The sequence below is a fragment of the Streptomyces sp. NPDC016845 genome (assembly GCF_044332585.1).
Lineage (GTDB): Bacteria > Actinomycetota > Actinomycetes > Streptomycetales > Streptomycetaceae > Streptomyces.
Window position 1 is genome coordinate 130,628 of the sequence record NZ_JBIRPI010000014.1, and the last position, 18,144, is coordinate 148,771.

At 69.7% G+C, this 18,144-nt stretch carries 16 protein-coding genes and 2 pseudogenes; 5 read left to right on the top strand and 13 right to left on the bottom strand.

Features of this window, described 5'->3' with window-relative positions; genetic code table 11:
- Nucleotides 1–13: 13 nt before the first annotated feature.
- The 6 genes from ACH4RC_RS28435 to ACH4RC_RS28460 all read right to left on the bottom strand — a co-directional run bounded on the left by ACH4RC_RS28435 (nucleotide 14) and on the right by ACH4RC_RS28460 (nucleotide 7,539).
- Nucleotides 14–1,816, bottom strand: coding sequence for an ABC transporter ATP-binding protein (locus ACH4RC_RS28435; RefSeq protein ID WP_398205961.1), 1,803 nt, complete (start codon nucleotides 1,814–1,816; stop codon nucleotides 14–16).
- Entirely contained in the window at nucleotides 1,813–2,871 is a 1,059-nt protein-coding gene (locus tag ACH4RC_RS28440) for an ABC transporter substrate-binding protein (RefSeq protein WP_398205963.1), read from the bottom strand. The genes ACH4RC_RS28435 and ACH4RC_RS28440 overlap by 4 nt, the downstream gene beginning before the upstream one ends.
- A gap of 108 nt (nucleotides 2,872–2,979) precedes the next feature.
- Complete coding sequence (locus ACH4RC_RS28445) at nucleotides 2,980–3,822, bottom strand: ABC transporter ATP-binding protein (protein ID WP_398205965.1); 843 nt, start codon at nucleotides 3,820–3,822, stop codon at nucleotides 2,980–2,982.
- A 38-nt stretch (nucleotides 3,823–3,860) separates the two neighbouring features.
- Nucleotides 3,861–4,922, bottom strand: a complete 1,062-nt coding sequence (locus ACH4RC_RS28450) for a FecCD family ABC transporter permease (protein ID WP_398205967.1) — start codon at nucleotides 4,920–4,922, stop codon at nucleotides 3,861–3,863.
- Nucleotides 4,919–5,977 (bottom strand): FecCD family ABC transporter permease, encoded by a 1,059-nt coding sequence (locus ACH4RC_RS28455; RefSeq protein WP_398205968.1) that lies wholly within the window; start codon nucleotides 5,975–5,977, stop codon nucleotides 4,919–4,921. The genes ACH4RC_RS28450 and ACH4RC_RS28455 overlap by 4 nt, the downstream gene beginning before the upstream one ends.
- A gap of 209 nt (nucleotides 5,978–6,186) precedes the next feature.
- On the bottom strand, nucleotides 6,187–7,539 hold the full coding sequence (locus ACH4RC_RS28460; protein WP_398205969.1) for a lysine N(6)-hydroxylase/L-ornithine N(5)-oxygenase family protein: 1,353 nt from the start codon (nucleotides 7,537–7,539) through the stop codon (nucleotides 6,187–6,189).
- Nucleotides 7,540–7,783: 244 nt separating this feature from the next.
- On the opposite strand from ACH4RC_RS28460, the gene ACH4RC_RS28465 reads away from it, so the two are divergent.
- The gene (locus tag ACH4RC_RS28465) at nucleotides 7,784–8,731 is read left to right on the top strand and encodes a methionyl-tRNA formyltransferase (protein WP_398205971.1); all 948 of its coding nucleotides are present in this window, start codon (nucleotides 7,784–7,786) and stop codon (nucleotides 8,729–8,731) included.
- A 450-nt stretch (nucleotides 8,732–9,181) separates the two neighbouring features.
- Here the strand turns inward: ACH4RC_RS28465 and ACH4RC_RS28470 are convergent, their stop codons facing one another.
- On the bottom strand, nucleotides 9,182–9,685 hold the full coding sequence (locus tag ACH4RC_RS28470) for an NUDIX hydrolase (protein ID WP_398205973.1): 504 nt from the start codon (nucleotides 9,683–9,685) through the stop codon (nucleotides 9,182–9,184).
- A gap of 105 nt (nucleotides 9,686–9,790) precedes the next feature.
- Nucleotides 9,791–10,165: pseudogene (locus tag ACH4RC_RS28475) on the bottom strand (transposase); the annotation flags it as partial.
- Nucleotides 10,166–10,587: 422 nt separating this feature from the next.
- On the opposite strand from ACH4RC_RS28475, the gene ACH4RC_RS28480 reads away from it, so the two are divergent.
- The 3 genes from ACH4RC_RS28480 (at nucleotide 10,588) to ACH4RC_RS28490 (ending at nucleotide 12,698) form a co-directional block, all read left to right on the top strand.
- On the top strand, nucleotides 10,588–11,139 hold the full coding sequence (locus ACH4RC_RS28480; protein ID WP_398205975.1) for a hypothetical protein: 552 nt from the start codon (nucleotides 10,588–10,590) through the stop codon (nucleotides 11,137–11,139).
- 203 nt (nucleotides 11,140–11,342) lie between these two features.
- Nucleotides 11,343–12,449 (top strand): glycosyltransferase family 2 protein, encoded by a 1,107-nt coding sequence (locus tag ACH4RC_RS28485; RefSeq protein WP_398205976.1) that lies wholly within the window; start codon nucleotides 11,343–11,345, stop codon nucleotides 12,447–12,449.
- Nucleotides 12,450–12,542: 93 nt separating this feature from the next.
- Nucleotides 12,543–12,698: a hypothetical protein gene (locus ACH4RC_RS28490; RefSeq protein ID WP_398205978.1), complete on the top strand. Its 156-nt coding sequence runs from the start codon at nucleotides 12,543–12,545 to the stop codon at nucleotides 12,696–12,698.
- Nucleotides 12,699–12,833: 135 nt separating this feature from the next.
- Here ACH4RC_RS28490 and ACH4RC_RS28495 read toward each other — a convergent pair whose 3' ends face one another.
- The 3 genes and pseudogenes from ACH4RC_RS28495 to ACH4RC_RS28505 all read right to left on the bottom strand — a co-directional run bounded on the left by ACH4RC_RS28495 (nucleotide 12,834) and on the right by ACH4RC_RS28505 (nucleotide 14,580).
- Nucleotides 12,834–13,268 carry a hypothetical protein gene (locus tag ACH4RC_RS28495; RefSeq protein ID WP_398205980.1) on the bottom strand — a complete coding sequence of 145 codons (435 nt, stop codon included), beginning with the start codon at nucleotides 13,266–13,268 and terminating at the stop codon, nucleotides 12,834–12,836.
- Nucleotides 13,269–13,413: 145 nt separating this feature from the next.
- Nucleotides 13,414–14,109 (bottom strand): annotated as a pseudogene (gene lepB / locus ACH4RC_RS28500) (signal peptidase I); the annotation flags it as partial.
- 129 nt (nucleotides 14,110–14,238) lie between these two features.
- Complete coding sequence (locus ACH4RC_RS28505) at nucleotides 14,239–14,580, bottom strand: hypothetical protein (protein WP_398205982.1); 342 nt, start codon at nucleotides 14,578–14,580, stop codon at nucleotides 14,239–14,241.
- A 166-nt stretch (nucleotides 14,581–14,746) separates the two neighbouring features.
- Between ACH4RC_RS28505 and ACH4RC_RS28510 the strand changes: the two genes are divergently transcribed.
- Nucleotides 14,747–15,916, top strand: a complete 1,170-nt coding sequence (locus ACH4RC_RS28510; protein WP_398205983.1) for a glutamate--cysteine ligase — start codon at nucleotides 14,747–14,749, stop codon at nucleotides 15,914–15,916.
- A 236-nt stretch (nucleotides 15,917–16,152) separates the two neighbouring features.
- Here ACH4RC_RS28510 and ACH4RC_RS28515 read toward each other — a convergent pair whose 3' ends face one another.
- Entirely contained in the window at nucleotides 16,153–16,782 is a 630-nt protein-coding gene (locus tag ACH4RC_RS28515; protein ID WP_398205985.1) for a 4'-phosphopantetheinyl transferase, read from the bottom strand.
- A 46-nt stretch (nucleotides 16,783–16,828) separates the two neighbouring features.
- Nucleotides 16,829–18,079 (bottom strand): methionine adenosyltransferase, encoded by a 1,251-nt coding sequence (gene metK, locus ACH4RC_RS28520; protein ID WP_398205986.1) that lies wholly within the window; start codon nucleotides 18,077–18,079, stop codon nucleotides 16,829–16,831.
- Nucleotides 18,080–18,144: the final 65 nt, after the last annotated feature.

An 18,144-nucleotide genomic window follows, 5' to 3' on the forward strand; every position in this document is an offset into this window, starting at 1 on the left:
AAGTTAGGCTTACCTAACTACCGTCTCGCCAGGCTCGCCAGAACTGCGCGTAGCGGCCGCCCTGCGCCACCAACTGCTCGTGCGTGCCCTGTTCGACGACGCGTCCGGCATCGAGCACGGCGATCCGGTCGGCCGCCATCGCCTGGGTCAGCCGATGCGCCACGAACAACGTGGTCCGACCCGCACACGCGGCCAGGACGGCCCGCTCCAGCTCGGCCGCCCCCTCACTGCCCGCCTCCGCCGTCGACTCGTCGAGCACCACCACCGGCGCCCGGCCCAACACCAGGCGGGCCAGGGCGACATGCGCGACCTTGGTTCCGTCCAGGCGCTCACCGCCCTCCCCCACCGCGGTGTACAGACCGTCCGGCAGGTCCTCGACCCATTGGTGTGCGCCCACCGTCCGCAGCGCGTCCATGAGCTCGGCGTCCGTCGCCTCCGGCGCGGCGAGCCTCAGGTCGTCGGCGAGCGGCCCGGAGAACACGTGCGTCTCCTGGGTCAGGACGTGCACCAGCCGCCGCGCCCGCGCCTCCTCCAGACCGGAGAGGTCGGTGGACCCGATGCGCACCGACCCCGCCTGCGGGGTCCCGATACCGGCGATCAACGCCGCCAAGGTGGTCTTGCCGGCGCCCGTCGCTCCGACCAGGGCCAGAGAGCCCCCCGCCGGAATCGACAGATCGACGTCGCGCACGACCGGTTCCCCGGCGCCGGGGTAGGTGAACGTGAGCCCTCGCACCGTCACCGGGTAGGAGCCACCCGGATCACCCGAGCCGGCGTCCGGCGTCGCCGCCGCGTCGTCCAACAGCCGCTCCGCCGTGGGCTCGTCCAGTACCCCGACGAGCCGCGTCAGGCTCGCGCCCGACTTCTGCGCCTCGTCGAAGGTGAACATGATGGCGCCCAGCGGCGTGAACAGGCGGTGGAAGGCCAAGGGCGCCGCGGACACGTCGCCGAGGGTCGCGGACCCCGTCCTCAGCAGGACGAAGCCGACCACCAGGATCAGCACCAGACCGATGAACTCGGCGCGGTTCTCCCGGCCGACGAACCGGCCGAACAGCCGGAAGACGTCGATGCCGAGATCCCGCACGCGCCGCGAGTCGTCGTCGACCCTGTCACGGAAGGAGCTCTCCAGGCGATAGGCCCGCACCGTGTCGATACCGTTCAGGCCGCTGATCATCGCCTGGGCGCGGTCGGCCTGGGCCGCCCGCTGTTTCCGGTAGAGCGGCGCCGACCTGGGGAGATACCAGCGCAGGGCCAACGCGTAGGCGGGCAGCGCGCAGGCTCCCGCGAGACCGAGTCGCCAGTCGAGCCCGAACATGCCGACGGTGGCGACCGCGACCAGGACCCCGGCCGAGAAGATCGTGGGGACGGCGGAGCGGATACCCCTGGACAGGACCGCCACGTCGTCGCCGACCCGGGAGAGCACATCGCCGCGGCCCACCTGTTCGATCCGGGCGCTGGGCATTCCGAGGACGGCCCGGACGGCGGCCTCTCGCAGGTGCGCGAGGAGGTCGGCGCCGAGCCGGCCGATCAGATGGGTCGAGGCCACGGTGGCCACCGCGCTGAGCAGCGCGGCGGCCACCATCACCACCCCGATCCCGACCAGGGACGAGCGCGGCTCGTTCCCGACCACTCCGTCGACCACCCGGCCGAGCAGGAGCACCGGAAGCATCTGCAGCGCCGCCCCGGCCACCGTGGTGAACACGGTGGCCGCCGCCAGCCAGGGAGTCTCGCGGCAGCGCGCCAGGACCCACCTTGCCGCCTCGCGCCCCGTCGTCGTACGCAGGACTGCCGGGGCGACGCGCGTCGGAGCGGTGCTCACACCCGGCCGACCGACTCGACGAGCTGGTCGATGGCGTACGGCAGGGAGGCCAGCGTGGCCTGGGACATCGCCGCGCCCGCGGCCGGTCCCTCACTGTCGAGGAGGTAGGACACCTTGTCCTTCTTGACGACGTTCAGGTTGGCGAAGAGGTCGAAGTCCTTCAGCGCCTTCGTGTCCGCCTTGTCGTTGATGACGAACACGCGGTCGACGTCGACGAGGTCCATGCGCTCCGGGGAGAGCGCGACGGAGAACTGGTCACCCGCCACCTTGTCGATCTCCTTCTGCCCCTTGAAGCCCATCCCCGACAGGAGCTGGCCCCGCACGTCCGTGGTGGTGAAGGGGTTGACCGCGTCCTTGTACCAGGACAGCGCCACGGCGGTCTCCTTGGCGAACTCCGGGTGCGCCTTCTTGACCTCGGCCAGCTTGTCCTTCACTCCCTGGACCATCTTGGCGCCCTCGTCGGCCTGGCCGAGCGCCTTGGCGATCTGCAGGGCGTTGTCCTGCCACGGGGCGCTGAAGGGCACCTTCTCGGTCTTGGTGCGGCCCACCGTCGGGGCGATCTTGGAGAGCTTGTCGTAGGCGGCCTTGTCGACCTCGGAGTAGACCGCGATGATCAGGTCGGGGCGCAGGGCGGCGATCTTCTCGTAGTTGGGGCCGTTGTCGCCGTTCTTCATGATGACCTCGGGACGGGTGTCGCCCCACTTGTCCTTCACCCAGGGCCACTGCGTGTTGATGTCGGGGGTCTTGCCGGCCGGGTTCGGGTACTGGTCGACCATCCCGACCGGCTTGACGCCGAGAGCGAGGGCCGTCTGATCGTCCGTGTAGCCCACGGTCACGACCCGCTTGGGAGCCTCGGCGACCTCCGTGGAGCCGAAGGCGTGCTCGACGGTGACCGGGAACCGGCCGGCGGACACCGTGGAGTCGGCGCTGTCCGCCTTCTCTTCCTTGTCCGAGTCGGAGCCGCACCCCGCCAGGAGGCTCACACCGAGGGCCGTGACGGACACCGTCGCCGCCAGCCGCCGCCAGGGCATACGTGTCGTTCGATCGAGAAACATCCGGGTTCCCTTGCTGTCATGCTGTCCACCACGGCCCCACGTCAGGGCAGGCAAACCTTACCGTGAACAACTAAGGTAAACCTAGCCTCAGTTGAGGTGATTCCGTTCTCAGTCGCCCGGGACCTGCGCGTGGGTGCGCCCGATCGGCACGATGAGCGGCCGGTCGCCCACCGGATCGTCGATCACCGTGGCCCGAAGGCCGAACGCCTCGTACAGCAGCTCCGCGGTCACCACATCGCACGGATGCCCCTGCGCCAGGACCGCACCGTCCTTCATCACCACGAGGTTGTCGCTGTAGCGGACCGCCAGATTGAGGTCGTGCAGGACCATCACCACCGTGCACCCCGACTCGTGCAGGTCGTCGATCAGGTCGAGCACATCGATGGCGTGCGCCAGGTCGAGATACGTGGTGGGTTCGTCGAGCAGCAGCAGATCGGTGCCCTGGGCCAGGGTCATGGAGATCCAGACGCGCTGGCGCTGCCCTCCGGACAGGGAGTCGACGGGGCGGTCGGCCAGGTCGGACACCCCGGTCATGCCCAGTGCGCGCTCCACGACGGACACGTCGTCGGAGGACCACTGGCGCAGCCAGCTCTGGTGCGGGTGCCTGCCCCTCGCCACGAGGTCGGACACGGTCAGCCCCTCCGGTGCGACGGGCGACTGCGGCAACAGGCCGAGCTTCTTGGCCACGTCCCTGGTCCTGAGCCCGGCGAGATCCTCTCCGTCCAGCACGACCGCGCCCCGGCTGGGCTTGAGCAGCCGTGACATGGTCCGCAACAGGGTGGACTTCCCGCAGCCGTTGGGGCCGATGATCGTGGTCACCACTCCGGGGGGAACGGCCACGTCCAGTGCGTCGATGACGGTGCGGTCGCCGTACCCGACCGTGACGCCCCTGGCTGCCAGACGCGGGACCTGCGTCCCGGACTTCACCTCGGCGGTGTACTGAGCGACCAAGACTCCCCCTCGATCAGGCTTGCCTAACTTTCTATCACCTAACGGCGGTTGGCCCGCACCAGGAGATAGATCAGGAAGGGGCCGCCGAACGCGGCCGTGACCACACCCACCGGCAGGCTGATGGGCAGGACGGTCCTGGCGACCAGGTCCGAACCGGTCAGCAGAAGCGCCCCCGTCGCCCCGGAGGCGAGCAGCGGCGGTGTCGGACTCTTCGTCAGACGCATCGCCACCTGGGGCGCGACCAGCGCGACGAACGGGACGGGCCCCGCGGCGCTCACCGCCACCGAGGCGAGAAGCACCGCACACAGCAGCAGGACCGCCCGCACCGCCGTGTACCGCACGCCCAGCCCCGCGGCCACGTCGTCACCGAGGTGCAGGGGTTTGAACTGGAAGGCCACGCACGCCACGACGACCATGAGGATCAGGGTGCCCCACAGGGCCACCTCGACCTCGCCCCACGACCGGTTGTCCAGCGAGCCGACCAGCCACGCCTGCGCCCTGGCCACGTCCCTGATGTCGGCGTTGACCAGCAGCCACGTCGTGAGCGCCTGCATCACGGCGCTCACCGCGATGCCGATGAGGATGAGCCGGAATCCGTCGATCCCGCGCCGCCACGCCATGAAGTACACGAGCAGCCCGGTCCCGAGACCGCCCACGAGCGCGGCGGCGGGCAGCCCCAGGGTGTCGAGGACCGCGGTGGCGGTCCCGCCCGACGCCGTGACCAGGGCCACCGCGACGGCGGTGGCGCCGCCGGTGATCCCGAGGATGTCCGGACTGGCCAGGGGGTTGCGGGCGATGGACTGCGTGAGCGCCCCCGAGACCCCCAGGGCGACGCCGACGACGAGACCGGCCAGCGCCCTCGGCAGGCGCAGGTCCATGATGACGAACTCGTCCACCCGCTCGCCGTACCCGAAGAGAGTGGCGAGCACGCGCTGCAGACCGATCGGGAAGTCCCCCACGGCGATGGACACGCTGAACACGAAGAACGCCGCCACCGCCAGGACCAGGGTGACCAGCGCCATCCTGGGCCGCCATACGAAGGACACACCGCCGAGCCGTACGCCCGGCGCAGTCGACCGTTTCAGCACTGTCGCGTTCATGCGCTCCTGAACCTTCCTCGCCACACCAGGATCGCGAAGAACGGGGCGCCGAGAAGCGCCACGAGGACCCCCGCGTCGAGCTCGCCAGGACGCACCACCAGACGCCCCACCACGTCGCACACCAGCAGGACCACCGCACCGAGCAGACCGGCGTAGGGCACCAGCCACCGGTAGTCGGGGCCGGCCAGGTACCGGGCGACGTGCGCCACCATGAGGCCGAGGAACGCGATCGGCCCGCACGCCGCCGTGGCCGCACCCGCGAGCAGGGTGATGGCGACGATCCCGACGGTCCGGATCAGCGGGATGTTCACGCCCAGGCCGCGCGCCACGTCGTCGCCCAGGTTCAGCAGATTGACGGAGGGCAGGGTGGCCAGGGCCAGGACCAGGCCGACCAGGATGAAGGCGCTGACCGGCCAGATCACACCGAACGGGACACCGGCGACCGAGCCGGCGTTCCAGAACCGGAGGGCGTTGAGCGCCGCCTTGTCCGAGAGGGCGACCGCCGTCGTCATCGCGGCGAGGAAGACGGTGACCCCCTGGCCGGCCAGTGCCAGGGTCAGCGGGTTGCCCGCGCCCCGGCCGATGCTCGAGAGACCGAACACCACGACACCGGCCAACGCGGCGCCCAGGAAGGCGAACCACACGTACTGGAACGGGTCGGTGAGACCCAGCAGGGAGATGGCCGACACCACCGCGAACGAAGCGCCGGTGTTCACCCCCAGCAACCCGGTGTCGGCGATCGGGTTGCGGGTGAACCCCTGGATCAGCGCCCCGCCCACCCCCAGAGCGATGCCCGCGACGACCGCGAGCACGGTGCGGGGCACCCGTACGGTCCGCACGATGAGCCGGATCTCGGTGAGTTTCTGATCCGGCTCCGGCGACGCGAACAGCCCGTGCCACACCTCGGCGGGGGTCAACGCGCGTGCCCCGACGGCTGTCGAGACCACGACGGCGACCACCAGGACCGCGGCTATGGCGACCAGACCCACGATCCTGCGTCGGCGGGCCCCGACGATCCGGGACGGCGTGGGACGTTCCACTGTCGTCGTGCTCATGGCGACGTAGGTTATCCCGGCCACAGGCGCCGTCCGTCCGGGCACCCTGTGTTCACCGGACGGACCGGACGATGGGGCGCCCCGAGGCCGCGGGCCAGGGGTCACGGTCGTTCCTTTCTCGTACGTACGGTTCACATGGCGATGCCGTGCCCGCACGGCGCACCAGCACCACGGGCACGGCGGTCAGGCCGGGAGGGGCCAGGGGGACGTCAGCGAACGCCGCCCGCCTCACCCACGACGGACTGGGCGGCGTCCTCGGCGGACTTGCGGTCGTGGTCGACGATCGAGCCCAGGATCTCGCCGACCCGTATCGCCGTGTTGGACAGCAGGGAGGAGGTGATGCCGTGCGTGTGCTCGGTGCCGCCCTGCAAGTAGATGCCGCAGCGCAGTTCGGGGTCGGTCGCGACGCGGTAGTCGCGCTCGACACGGACCTGGCCCTGGGCGTCGCGATGGCACTGGTCCGCCACGGCGCCGAGCAGCCCCAGACCGTCGGCCTGCGCGTACCCGGTGGCGCAGACGACCACATCGGCGTCCACCAGGCTCTCCTCGCCGGTGACGAGGGACTTGACGGTGGCGCGGACCCCGTCGGCCGTCGGTGCCACACCCGTCAGGCGGGAGACGTTGAGGAAGCGCAGGCGCTCGTTGCCGAGCACCTTCTCCTGGTACGCCTGCCGGTACAGGTCGTCGATGAGGTCGATGTCCACCACGGAGTAGTTGGTGTTGCCGTGGTAGTCCATGAGTTGACGCTTGACGTCCTGCGGCGCGGTGAAGTACTCGTCCACCGCCTGCGGGTCGAAGATGCGGTTGGCGAAGCTGCTGTCGTCCGCCGGGCTGTAGCCGTAGCGGGAGAAGACGGCGCAGACCTCGGCCTCGGGGAAGCGGCGGTGCAGGTAGGCGACGTTCTCCGCTGCGCTCTGACCGGCGCCGACGACCACGAAACGCCGGGGGTCGCTGCCGTCCAACTGGTCGACCTTCGCCAGTAGTTCGGAGTTGTGCCAGACGCGGTCGGTACGCTCGATGCCCTCGGGCATGACCGGGCGCAGCCCTGTACCGATGACGAGGTTGCGGGCGCGGTGCACGACGGTCTCGCCGGCGCACTGTGCGGTCACGTCGAGGTACTCCACGACACCGTCCCGCACGACGGGCTCGACGGCGACGACCTGGTGGCCGTACGAGACCATGTCGTCGACCTTCGCCGCGGCCCACTCGAAGTAGTCGTGGAACTCGACGCGGAGCGGGAAGAGGTTCTTGTGGTTGACGAAGTCGATGAGGCGGCCCTTGCTCTGCAGGTAGCAGAGGAAGCTGTACTGGCTCGTCGGGTTGCGCAGCGTCACGAGGTCCTTGAGGAAGGAGACCTGCATCGTCGCGTCGTCGATGAGCATGCCGCGGTGCCAGCCGAAACCGGGCTGCTGCTCGAAGAAGTGGGCGGTGACCGCCTCCTGCCTCCCGACGGTCGCATTGTGCTCGCTCAGAGCGAGCGCCATCGCCACGTTCGACGGTCCGAAGCCGATCCCGATCAGATCGTGGACCAGTGGTTCGTCGACAGGAAGGGCCTGTGACATGTCACTCCCAATTCGTGCGGGACCGCCGCCGGTTCGGCGTCGTGTCGCGGTGGGGAAGGCAGGGGTCGTCCGGGCACGCCGGTGACCGACAACCGAGCGGAACTTAGGTAAAGCTAACCTGATGTGGCGATGATGTCGACAGGGCGGGTGCGCCCAACTACGCTCCGCAAGAGGGCCGTTGCATCGTTAGGTAAGCCTTGCTTTACTAGCCATTCACTGTTTCGCTCTGCCAAGGAGGAACTCGATGCGGGTCGTCATGTTCGGATACCAGACCTGGGGCCATCGCACTCTCAAGGCGCTCCTGGACTCCGAGCACGACGTGGTGATGGTCGTGACCCACCCCAAGAGCGAGCACGCGTACGAGAAGATCTGGAGCGACTCGGTCGCCGACCTCGCCGAGGAGAACGGCGTGCGGGTCGTCATCCGCAACCGCCCCGACGACGAGGAACTCTTCCAGCAGCTCAAGGAAGCCGACCCGGACATCATCGTCGCCAACAACTGGCGGACCTGGATCCCCCCGCGCATCTACACCCTGCCGCGCCACGGCACCCTGAACGTCCACGACTCCCTGCTGCCGAAGTACGCGGGCTTCTCCCCGATCATCTGGGCCCTCATCAACGGCGAGCCCGAAGTCGGCGTCACGGCCCACATGATGGACGAGGTGCTCGACGCCGGCGACATCGTGCTCCAGCGCGCGGTGTCCGTCGGACCCAGGGACACCGCCACCGACCTGTTCCACAAGACGGTCGACCTCATCGCCCCGGTCACCGTGGGCGCCCTCGACCTGATCGCCTCCGGCCGGACCGAGTTCACCCGGCAGGACCGCAGCCAGGCCACCTTCTTCCACAAGCGGGCGGAAGAAGACATCCGGATCAACTGGGACTGGCCCGCCGACGCCTTGGAGCGTCTGGTCCGCGCCCAGTCCGCGCCCTACCCGGCGGCCTTCACGTTCCACAAGGGCAAGCGGCTCGAGGTGCTCTCCGCCGTCGTGTCCGAGGCCAAGTACGGCGGTACACCGGGCCGCGTCTTCTACCGCGAAGGTGACGGCGTGGTGATCGTCGCGGGAGCCGATGCCCGGACGGGCGCCAACCACGGCCTGGCGATCACTCGCGTCCGCACCGAGGACGGCCGTGAACTGCCGGCCACCGAGTACTTCCGCTCCATGGGCGGCTACCTCACCGACCGCGCCTGAACAACCTGGATCTCCATCCCGCTTTCCGGACGGTCCCGGTCGGGGGTGGTGTGCATCGCCGTACGGATCATCGACTCGTACGGCGATGCGGCGTGCGGGCTCCTGCGGGCTTCTGCGGACTCTTGCGGACTCCTTAGGATCAACTTGCCTGCATTTGAGCAGCGTTGCGGTGAACAGCGTGAAAGATCCGCTCGTCACCGGTACCGCGCACGCTTACTCCGGGGCGGCGTTCACCATCGTCGGCATGTCCACCTTGCCGATCAAGTACGCGACGCGTCGTCGCACGACTCACCGCCGCCGGCAAGGAGGCACTGGCCGAGCTCAGCGCCGAAACCGCCACGACGGACGACACCGTTCTGGCTCCTCTCGACGCGGAAGAGCGACGGCTCCTCGTCTCTGCCTCTCTCCTGCGCCGGGTGCGCGACGCTCTCGCACCAGCGGCCTGACACGTCACCAGCGGGCGACGAGCGTCTCTCCCTGACCCCGGTCGCGGTACAGCCACGTGGTCCCCGGCTCGACGGTCCCGGACAGATATCCGACGACGGGGTCCCGCTGCACCGCGCTGTCCAGCTCACCGAGCAGCTTCAGCGCGTCGGGCAGAGGGAAGAAGGCCGCCTGTCGGATGTCGTCGTCCCTGGGCTCGACCTCCCCCGACCATGCGTCGACCTCGAAGGCGACGGCCACCGCCGAAGGATGCCGCTCGGAGTCGATGTGCATGAGGAAGGCAGTCCGTACCGGCACGCCCACCACCAGCCCGGTCTCCTCACGCAGCTCGCGCCGCAAAGCCTCATGCATGAGCTCGCCGTCCTCGACCCCACCGCCGGGAAGGGACCAGAGGATCTCGCCGTTGCTGCCGAGGCTCTCGCGCACGAGGAGAACGTCGTCGCCCCGGCGGATGACGCCGATCACCAACTGCACGCGAGGCTTCGGCGTCTTCCCATCATCCGCTGTCATGCCACACACCGTAATGCGGGCGCCGGAGCCCGGGCCGCCAGCAGCGCTGGCGGCCGCACCGTAAGGGGGTCTGTAAAGCGAGCGGTGAAACTGGGGTTGTTCTGACTAGAGTTGGCCTGCGGTCAGGCGGCCGTCGAAGGTCAGGTCGAAAGCGTTCATGGCGCCCTTCCAGCGCATGGTCCAGCGTTTGCGGCAGGCGCCGGCCGGGTCGAGACTCATGACGGCCGTATAGACGCACTTGAGGCGCGGCCCGCTCCGTGGGGAAGTGCCCGCGGGCACGGACGGCCTTGCGGATGCGGGCGTTGACGCGCGGTAGTCCCTTCAGTCCGTCGCAGACCAGCATCAGGACACATCGATGCTCCTGTTCTTGAGCTCGGAGAGTATTCGCAGCCAGCGTTTTGCGCCGTCACCGCCGTCACCGGCCCACAGTCCGAGGATGTCGCGGTGCCCCTCAGCTGTGACCGCGGTGATCGTGCTGACCGCGCACGAGCAGTCGATGTCGCCGAGAGAAGTGCTTCCGGCATGGGGTTTGACGTCGATGTCCGTGACGACACGCGGAGCCGACCCGGCCGCAGTACGGACTCACGCGGTGGGGGCCGGACCCTCCGACCCGCCGCACGCAGTCCCCTCGGCGCGAAGTGGCCCGCGACCAGCGGCAGCCCGGCCCATCGAGTGGCAAGTGGCACAGACCGTGTGAGCGGTCCCGCACGCCCAGAGCAGGTGACCGGCTGATTTCCGGACCCGGACACTTCGCGAGCGCGCTTACTGGCCCACACGTCCAGCAGAACAACTCGCTGCGGATGCCGCGGCACCCCCTTGAGAAGACCCCGAAGGGAGGGATCCCTCACCCCGGCCACCCGACCGCCCGACCATCCAAGCGTCCGACCGAAAAGGAAGACATCATGCAGCGCACAACCCGCACCACGCGACGCCGCCCCACGCCCCGCCGCCTCGTCGCCGCGGCTCTGCTCGCCCTCACCGCCGCCACTTCATTCGGCACGACGGCGACAGCGACACCGCAGGCGACAGCGACCACCGCGGCCGACGGCAGCGGGCAGGCCGCCTCCGTCCGTCACGGCAAGCCCGTGAGCGCCACACCCGGACAGGACTACGTATATCCCTCGGCGATCATCACCAACACCGGCAGCACCCCGCTGGGCAGCGACAAACTCGTCATCACCGCCGACGACAGGACCCACTTCCTCAGCGACGAACTCGGCATCTCCCGCCGCGACGGCCAGGAGGAGCACCTGACGTGCGACCTGGTCTCCCACGACCGCGTCCTGGTCTGCGACCACCTCGATCTCAACCTCGACCCCCGCCGCAACCTCGTCGTCTACCCGGAGATGGCCGTGGACTCCACCGCCGGCGCCCCCGGCACCGCCAAGGTCACCTTCGACCTGGGCTCGCCGACCTACGCCTCCGGCACCACACCCATCGACCTGCACACCTGACCCACGGCGCCGGCCCGCCGAGCGGCGCAGGCGCGTGTGCTCACCCACACACCGGTGGGTGAGCACTTCCCGCTGCACCACGGACGGCGCCCGTTCCGCGCACCCGGTCGGCCGGGTGCGTATCCGTCGGGCGGGGCATGCCGCAGCACACCCGCCCGGTCGCCCCCAGCCCGCGCCGTATCCAGCCAAGGAAGGCCCCGCCGGTGAGCAGACCGTCCGCCACCCCCTCCCAGCCGCGTCCCGCCCGAGGTGTCGGTACGGCACCGCGCATCGTCGCACTGGTCCCCGCCCACAACGAACAAGACCGCATCGAAGCCGCCCTCACCGCACTGCGCGACCAGACCCTGCCGCCGGAGACGATCCTCGTCGTCGCCGACAACTGCAGCGACGACACCGCGCAGGTCGCCGCCGACGCCGGCGCCCTGGTCCTGCACACCAGTGGCAACACCCACAAGAAGGCCGGCGCCCTCAACCAGGGACTCAACTACCTCATCCCGACCCTCGACGCACGCGACCTCATCCTCATCCAGGACGCCGACACCCTCCTCAACCCCGGCTTCGTCGCCCACGCCGCCGCCGCACTGCACCCCACCGTCGGAGCCGTGGGCGGCATCTTCTACGGCGACCCGGGCGGCGGCCTCCTGGGCACCCTGCAACGCATCGAATTCCACCGCTACGCCCGCGAGATCAGCCGCCGCAACCACCGCGCCGACGTCCTCACCGGCACCGCCACCCTCTTCCGCACCGCCACCCTGCACCGCCTCAAAGAAGCCCGCGCCGACGGCCGCCTGCCCGGCGGTACCTCCTACTACTCCCCCGCCTCCCTCACCGAGGACGACGAGATCACCAAAGCCGTCCGTACCCTGGGCTACCGCACCATCTCCCCCAAGGGCTGTGCGGTCACCACCGAAGTCATGACCAGCCTGCCCAAACTGTGGCACCAGCGGCTGCGCTGGCAGCGCGGCGCCCTGGAGAACCTGCGCCACTACGGGCTCACCCCCATCACCTGGCCCTACTTCGCGCGCCAGGCCGCCATGGGCCTGTCCGTGATCGCCCTGCTGCTGTATCTGGTCTTCACCGCCTGGATGCTCTGCCGCGGCGTGCCCGCCCTCTCCCCGCTGTGGATCGCCGTCGGCCTTCTGTTCGTCGTCGAGAAGACTGTGACCGCCCGCGGCGCCGGCCCACGCTGCCAGCTGCTCGCCGCGCTCCTGGTCGTGGAGCTGGCCTACGACCTCTTCCAGCACACCGTCTACCTGCGCTGCCTCTACGACTTCACCCGACGCAGGCGCGAACGCTGGCCCCTGACCTGACCCCCGTCACCCGTCACCCGTCACCCGTCACCCGTCACCCGTCACCCGTCACCCACAAGCCCTTCCGCACGGCCGTCGACAAGGACCACCCCCATGTACTCCACCCCCGCCGCCGCACACACCGCGGGAATCGGCGGCGCCTCCCTCCTCGCCACCGGCTTTCACACCCTCGCCACCATCGTCGCCGCCACCACCCTGCTCATGGCCGCCACCGCCGTGGCCAGACTCCTCCCCCGCAACAGGCGATGACGGAGCTGTGCGCGACACCCCGCCTCGCTGTGCCGTGCAGCACCCGGCGTAGAGGACCAGGGTCTAGCCTTTCGTGCGCAAGGGCCGGAGTCGGTTCCCGTGACTCCGGCCCTTGCTCGAAGTTGCTCGGCGAGGTCAGCTGCTGGTCTCTCGCTGGAGGTAGAGCGTCTTGCCGTAGGGCTGGCCGAGCCAGATCTTCGCTGCTCCGCGCAGGTCCAGGTTGTCGAAGGTGATGCTGTCGGGCCCGTCCGGGTTCACGACGACCGTGACGCGCTCCACCTGCCAGGCGGGGTACTGGCCCTCCGGCTCGAGGCGGATGTAGGCCGGGTAGGCCGAAAGGTTGTCGGTGTTCAGCTGCGGGGTGCGCGGGTCGTTGTACTGCGCCTCTTCGACGTTCGCTCCGTCACCCAGGATGTAGGTGTCGTCCGAGCCGGGTTCCATGTCGTCGATGTCCGGACGGGTGAGCACGAACTCCCGTCCGCCGATGCCGAGATAGACCCAGCCGAAGGTCCCGGCGTTGGTGTCATCTCCTGTGGCGACCTGGGCGGTGATCTTGGTGATGTCCGCCATCGTCTTCCTCTCCTTCTCGTCGAGTGCCGTACAGCACTGGCCTGCCCTACGGACGGTCAGGGACACGCCAAACGCACGAAAGAGGCAAATAGACATGTAATCGGAGCAGTCGGGCTCATTGCTGGAGATGGCCCTTCAAATGGCCGAGCGGCCAGGCCACGGCGATGGCGCGCCCCACCACGTTACTCACCGGCACGAAGCCGTGATTCTTGTCGTTCTGGTGGTACCGGGAGTCGGCCGACCCCTGCCGGTGGTCGCCCATCACCCAGACCGTGTCTTCGGGGACTGTCACCTCGAACTGGCTGCCGGGCTGCCCGTTGTCGGTACACGGGGTGTTCCCGGGATAGACGTACGGTTCGCGCAGCGCCTTGCCGTTGACCCTGAGCGGGCCTGTGCCCTTGCACTCGACGGTGTCACCGCCGACGCCGATCACACGCTTGATGAGGTCCTTGTCGTCGGCCGAGGGCATCAGGCCCACCCAGCTGAGGCTTCTGCGCACCGCATCAGGGGTCGCTGTCGGCTCCTCCGCCAGCCATCCGTCCGGGTCGCGGAAGACGATGACGTCGCCGCGCTCGGGCTCCGAGCCGAACCACGGAGTGAGCTTGTCGACGAGTACGCGATCGCCGACCTGCAGGGTCTTCTCCATCGAACCCGAGGGGATCGAGAACGCCTGGACCAGAAATGTCTTGATCACCACGGCGAGGACGAGCGCGACGACGACGAGGATCGGCAACTCCTTCCAGAAAGAACGGGGCTTCTTCTCTCCCCTCACCACCGGACTCGCCGCGTCATCGGATCCTTCGGGCTGCTCCCGCTGCCCTGGCCGTGCGCCGACCGTCATGTTCCCCGCTCCCCCTCACTCCGCGCCATGGCCATGACCCTGGGCAGGGCCCGCAGACATGGAGAGCTCAAGGATGAGGCCCGCGGCATAAGTACACGATCAACGCGGCCCGCGGACGCCGGAACGGGCTCAGGAGCGGGCGTCGAGCCACTCCTCGAAAGTGGGACCGGCCAGCCGGGCGTGCGGGCCGGTGCGGCAGGCCACCAGCTGGGTCGGCAGGTCCGGGATGTACGCGATGCCGCTCGGCTGCCGGTCGAGGAGCTGACCGACGAACTCGTGGAACTGTGCCGCCCGCAGAATGCTCGCGGGCAGAGCGGGCCGGACAGACGAGCCGCCTCGTGCACCTGCTGGGCGGCGACGAAGCCCGTGGTGGCCTTGTCGGATGGCCGCGGCCGCACACTGCAGTTCGGTGAGCACCGGTACGTACAGCTCGTCGTGCGGCGCGTTCGGGGCGGTGGAGCACGTCGACACGCCGTCCGGTGTGCACGCCGCCGAGCGGTCCGAGGACCAGCGCGGGGTGCGGGCCCCCGCTGGTCACAAGGACGCCTCCGCCAATCACGAGGACGCGTGTCCGCTTGCGCATCCGACGCCTTCCGGTGCCCACCCTGCGGTCACCGTAGGTGACACTGTGGTCGCCATGAAGAGCGAGAAGCCGACATCCGCCCCTGCGCCGGGACAGCCGCGCGGCGCCACCTCCCACCGCCGAGGCGCCGGTCCGCCTGTCGTGCTGGTCGGGGTGGAGGAGGAGTACCTCGTCGTCGACCCGATGTCACGGCGGCTCAGCACCCGCGCGGACAAGGTCGTCGCCGAAGCGGCAGGAGAACTGGGCTCGCGGGTGAGCACTGAACTGACCCGCTATCAGGTCGAGGTGCGCACCCACCCCCACGCCGGCCTCACCGCTCTCGGCGAGGACCTGCAACACCTCCGCCACACCGTCGCGCGGGCCGCCTCCCGGCTGGGACTGCGCGTCATCTCCAGCGGGACGCCCGTCCTGGGTCAGCACACTCCCCCGCCCTTGTCGGCCGGCGAGCGCTACGCGCAGAGCCTGGCCACCTTTCGGGCGCTGGATCACGAACAGACCGTCTGCGCCTGCCACATCCACGTGGAGATGCCGGACCTGGCCACCGCTCTCGCCACCAGCAACCACCTGCGTCCCTGGCTGCCCGGGCTTCTCGCCCTGAGCGGCAACTCGCCCTACTGGCACGGGCAGGACACCGGCTACGACAGCTGGCGCAGCCTGGCCTGGGGACGCTGGCCCGTGGCCGGGCCGCCGCCCTACTTCGAGTCCGCCGCCCACTTCGAGGACCTGGTCGGCCGGCTCATCACCAGTCGTACGCTCATGGACCGCTCCGGGGTGTACTGGGACATCCGGCCCTCGCACCACGTGCCGACCCTGGAGGTCCGGGTCGCCGACGCCGCGTACTCCTCCGACGACACCCTCCTGCTGGCCGCCGCCGTCAAAGGCCTGGCCCTCGCTGCCCTGGCGGCGGTACGCGAGGGACGGGCGGCGCCGCGGCCGGAGGCAGAGATGCTGCGGGCCGGATACTGGCGCGCCGCCCGCGACGGCGTACGGGGGCAGAGCATCGACCTCGCCACCGGCCGCCTCCGACCCGCCGCTCGATCATTCGCCCACATGTGGGACACAGCCTTGCCCGCCCTGTCGCCCCAGGATCTCGCCCTCGCCGACAAGACACGCCGGCGCCTCGCCGGACAAGGCAACGGGGCCGACCGCCAACGAGCCGCCTACCGTCAGCGCCATCGTCACCACGACATCGTCGACCACCTCATTCATCGACTCACCGGCTGATCTGCCACAGGGCGGCGACCACAGGGACAGACTGTCCACGAGCGAATCGACGTATCCGGGCTTGATGACGGCGCGCAACTCCTGATCGCGGTGATGCACCTCGTCGATAGATAGCGCCTTGTCAGCTTGGTGAGGGCCTCGGCGGCTGGGCCCGAGGACGCCGGGTTGTGGCCGGTGCCGCGCGGCGGGCAGCTGGAGTTCACCACCCTCCATGACCGCGCCGCGCGGCATTCCCCTCACGCTGCGATGGCGGTGATCAGGAGGCCTTTCTCCGCCATCCAGCGGCCCTCCAGACGGGGGGCCGCCGGAATGCGCAGCCGCGCGGTGAACACGGGGCTGTCAGCGTCGAAGTCGAGCTCGGCGTCCTCGAAGTCCAGGCGCTCCCCCGTACACGGATACCAGCTCTTGTACACAGCCTCCTTCATGCTGAACAACGCGCGGTCCCATCGCACTTGAGGGTGCCGGATCAGCAGACGCCGTACGAGTCGGAGTTCGGAGGGGAGCGCGATGGATTCCAGTACGCCGTTCGGCAGCGGGGCGTCCGGCTCGGCATCGATGCCGAGGAGCCGCAGGTCGGCGGCCGGGGCGACGACCGCGGCCCGGTAGCCGGCGCAATGGGTGAGGCTGCCGAGCACCGCCGCGGGCCAGCGGGGTGCCCCGTGCCGGTCCGGAAGGATCGGCACGGGGGGCAGGCTGAGCCGGGCCAGGGCCTCGCGGGCGCACCGCCGTACCGTGGCGAACTCCTGCCGGCGCGGGGCCACGGCGTGTGCGACGAGGCGGGCCTCCTGCGGGTAGAGGTCCGCGGCCGGTGAGTCGCGGAAGGCTTCGACGACCGCGACCCCCTGCGGGAGTATGTGCTCGATCATGTCACCGGCCCCGGCGGAGACGGGCTCGCCGGCGGTTCCTCGTCCGTCATCCGCGGCTCACCGTGGCCGGGCGCCCATCCGATCCGGACGCATTGCTCACCGCCTTGCGCAGGGCCTCCACGCGGTCGGTCCTCTCCCAGGTGAAATCGGGCAGCTCGCGGCCGAAGTGGCCGTAGGCGGCGGTCTGTGCGTAGATCGGGCGCAGCAGGTCGAGGTCGCGGATGATCGCGGCCGGGCGGAGGTCGAAGACCTCGTCGACGGCCTTCTCGATGCTTTCCGTCCCCACCGTGTGGGTGCCGAAGGTCTCGACGAACAGACCCACCGGCTCCGCCTTGCCGATCGCGTACGCCACCTGCACCTCGCAGCGTGCGGCCAGACCCGCGGCCACCACGTTCTTCGCCACCCAGCGCATCGCGTAAGCCGCGCTGCGGTCCACCTTCGAGGGGTCCTTGCCCGAGAACGCGCCACCGCCGTGCCGGGCCATCCCCCCGTACGTATCGATGATGATTTTGCGGCCGGTCAGGCCCGCGTCGCCCATCGGGCCGCCGATCTCGAACCGGCCGGTCGGGTTCACAAGGAGCCGGTAGCTGTCCGTGTCCAGCTTGATGCCGTCCTCGAGGAGCGACCTCAGCTCCGGTTCGACCACGTACTCCCGGATGTCGGGCGCGAGGAGCGACTCGAGATCGATGTCCGCGGCGTGCTGCGAGGACACCACCACCGTGTCGAGGCGCACTGCCGCGTTGCCGTCGTACTCGATGGTCACCTGTGTCTTGCCGTCCGGTCGCAGGTACGGGATCGTGCCGTTCCTGCGGACCTCCGCCAGCCGCTTCGACAACCGGTGGGCCAGGAAGACGGGCAGCGGCATGAGCGTCGGGGTCTCGTCCGTCGCGTAACCGAACATCAGACCCTGGTCGCCCGCGCCCTGGCGGTCCAGCTCGTCCTCGTCGCCCTCCACGCGCGACTCGTACGCCGTGTCGACCCCCTGCGCGATGTCCGGGGACTGCGCCCCGATCGACACCGACACGCCGCACGAGGCGCCGTCGAACCCCTTGTCGGAGGAGTCGTAGCCGATCTCCAGGATCTTGTCGCGGACCAGGGTCGCGATGTCCGCGTAGGTTCTGGTGGTGACCTCGCCGGCCACATGGACCTGGCCGGTCGTGATCAGCGTCTCCACGGCGACCCGGGAGGAGGGGTCCTTCCGCAGAAGGGCGTCGAGGATGGTGTCGCTGATCTGGTCAGCGATCTTGTCGGGGTGGCCCTCGGTCACGGACTCCGAGGTGAACAGGCGACGGGACACGTCACTCCAGTGGTTGCGGCGGTGGCCCTGGGCGGGCACCGCACGGGCGGGAGGGCCGGGACACG

Bases quoted from the DNA above. Each gene is read 5' to 3' on its own strand.
- ACH4RC_RS28440 (WP_398205963.1), bottom strand. From the start codon at position 2,871: ATGTTTCTCGATCGAACGACACGTATGCCCTGGCGGCGGCTGGCGGCG.
- ACH4RC_RS28450 (WP_398205967.1), bottom strand. From the start codon at position 4,922: ATGAACGCGACAGTGCTGAAACGGTCGACTGCGCCGGGCGTACGGCTC.
- ACH4RC_RS28455 (WP_398205968.1), bottom strand. From the start codon at position 5,977: ATGAGCACGACGACAGTGGAACGTCCCACGCCGTCCCGGATCGTCGGG.
- ACH4RC_RS28460 (WP_398205969.1), bottom strand. From the start codon at position 7,539: ATGTCACAGGCCCTTCCTGTCGACGAACCACTGGTCCACGATCTGATC.
- ACH4RC_RS28465 (WP_398205971.1), top strand. From the start codon at position 7,784: ATGCGGGTCGTCATGTTCGGATACCAGACCTGGGGCCATCGCACTCTC.
- ACH4RC_RS28470 (WP_398205973.1), bottom strand. From the start codon at position 9,685: ATGACAGCGGATGATGGGAAGACGCCGAAGCCTCGCGTGCAGTTGGTG.
- ACH4RC_RS28480 (WP_398205975.1), top strand. From the start codon at position 10,588: ATGCAGCGCACAACCCGCACCACGCGACGCCGCCCCACGCCCCGCCGC.
- ACH4RC_RS28490 (WP_398205978.1), top strand. From the start codon at position 12,543: ATGTACTCCACCCCCGCCGCCGCACACACCGCGGGAATCGGCGGCGCC.
- ACH4RC_RS28495 (WP_398205980.1), bottom strand. From the start codon at position 13,268: ATGGCGGACATCACCAAGATCACCGCCCAGGTCGCCACAGGAGATGAC.
- ACH4RC_RS28510 (WP_398205983.1), top strand. From the start codon at position 14,747: ATGAAGAGCGAGAAGCCGACATCCGCCCCTGCGCCGGGACAGCCGCGC.
- ACH4RC_RS28515 (WP_398205985.1), bottom strand. From the start codon at position 16,782: ATGATCGAGCACATACTCCCGCAGGGGGTCGCGGTCGTCGAAGCCTTC.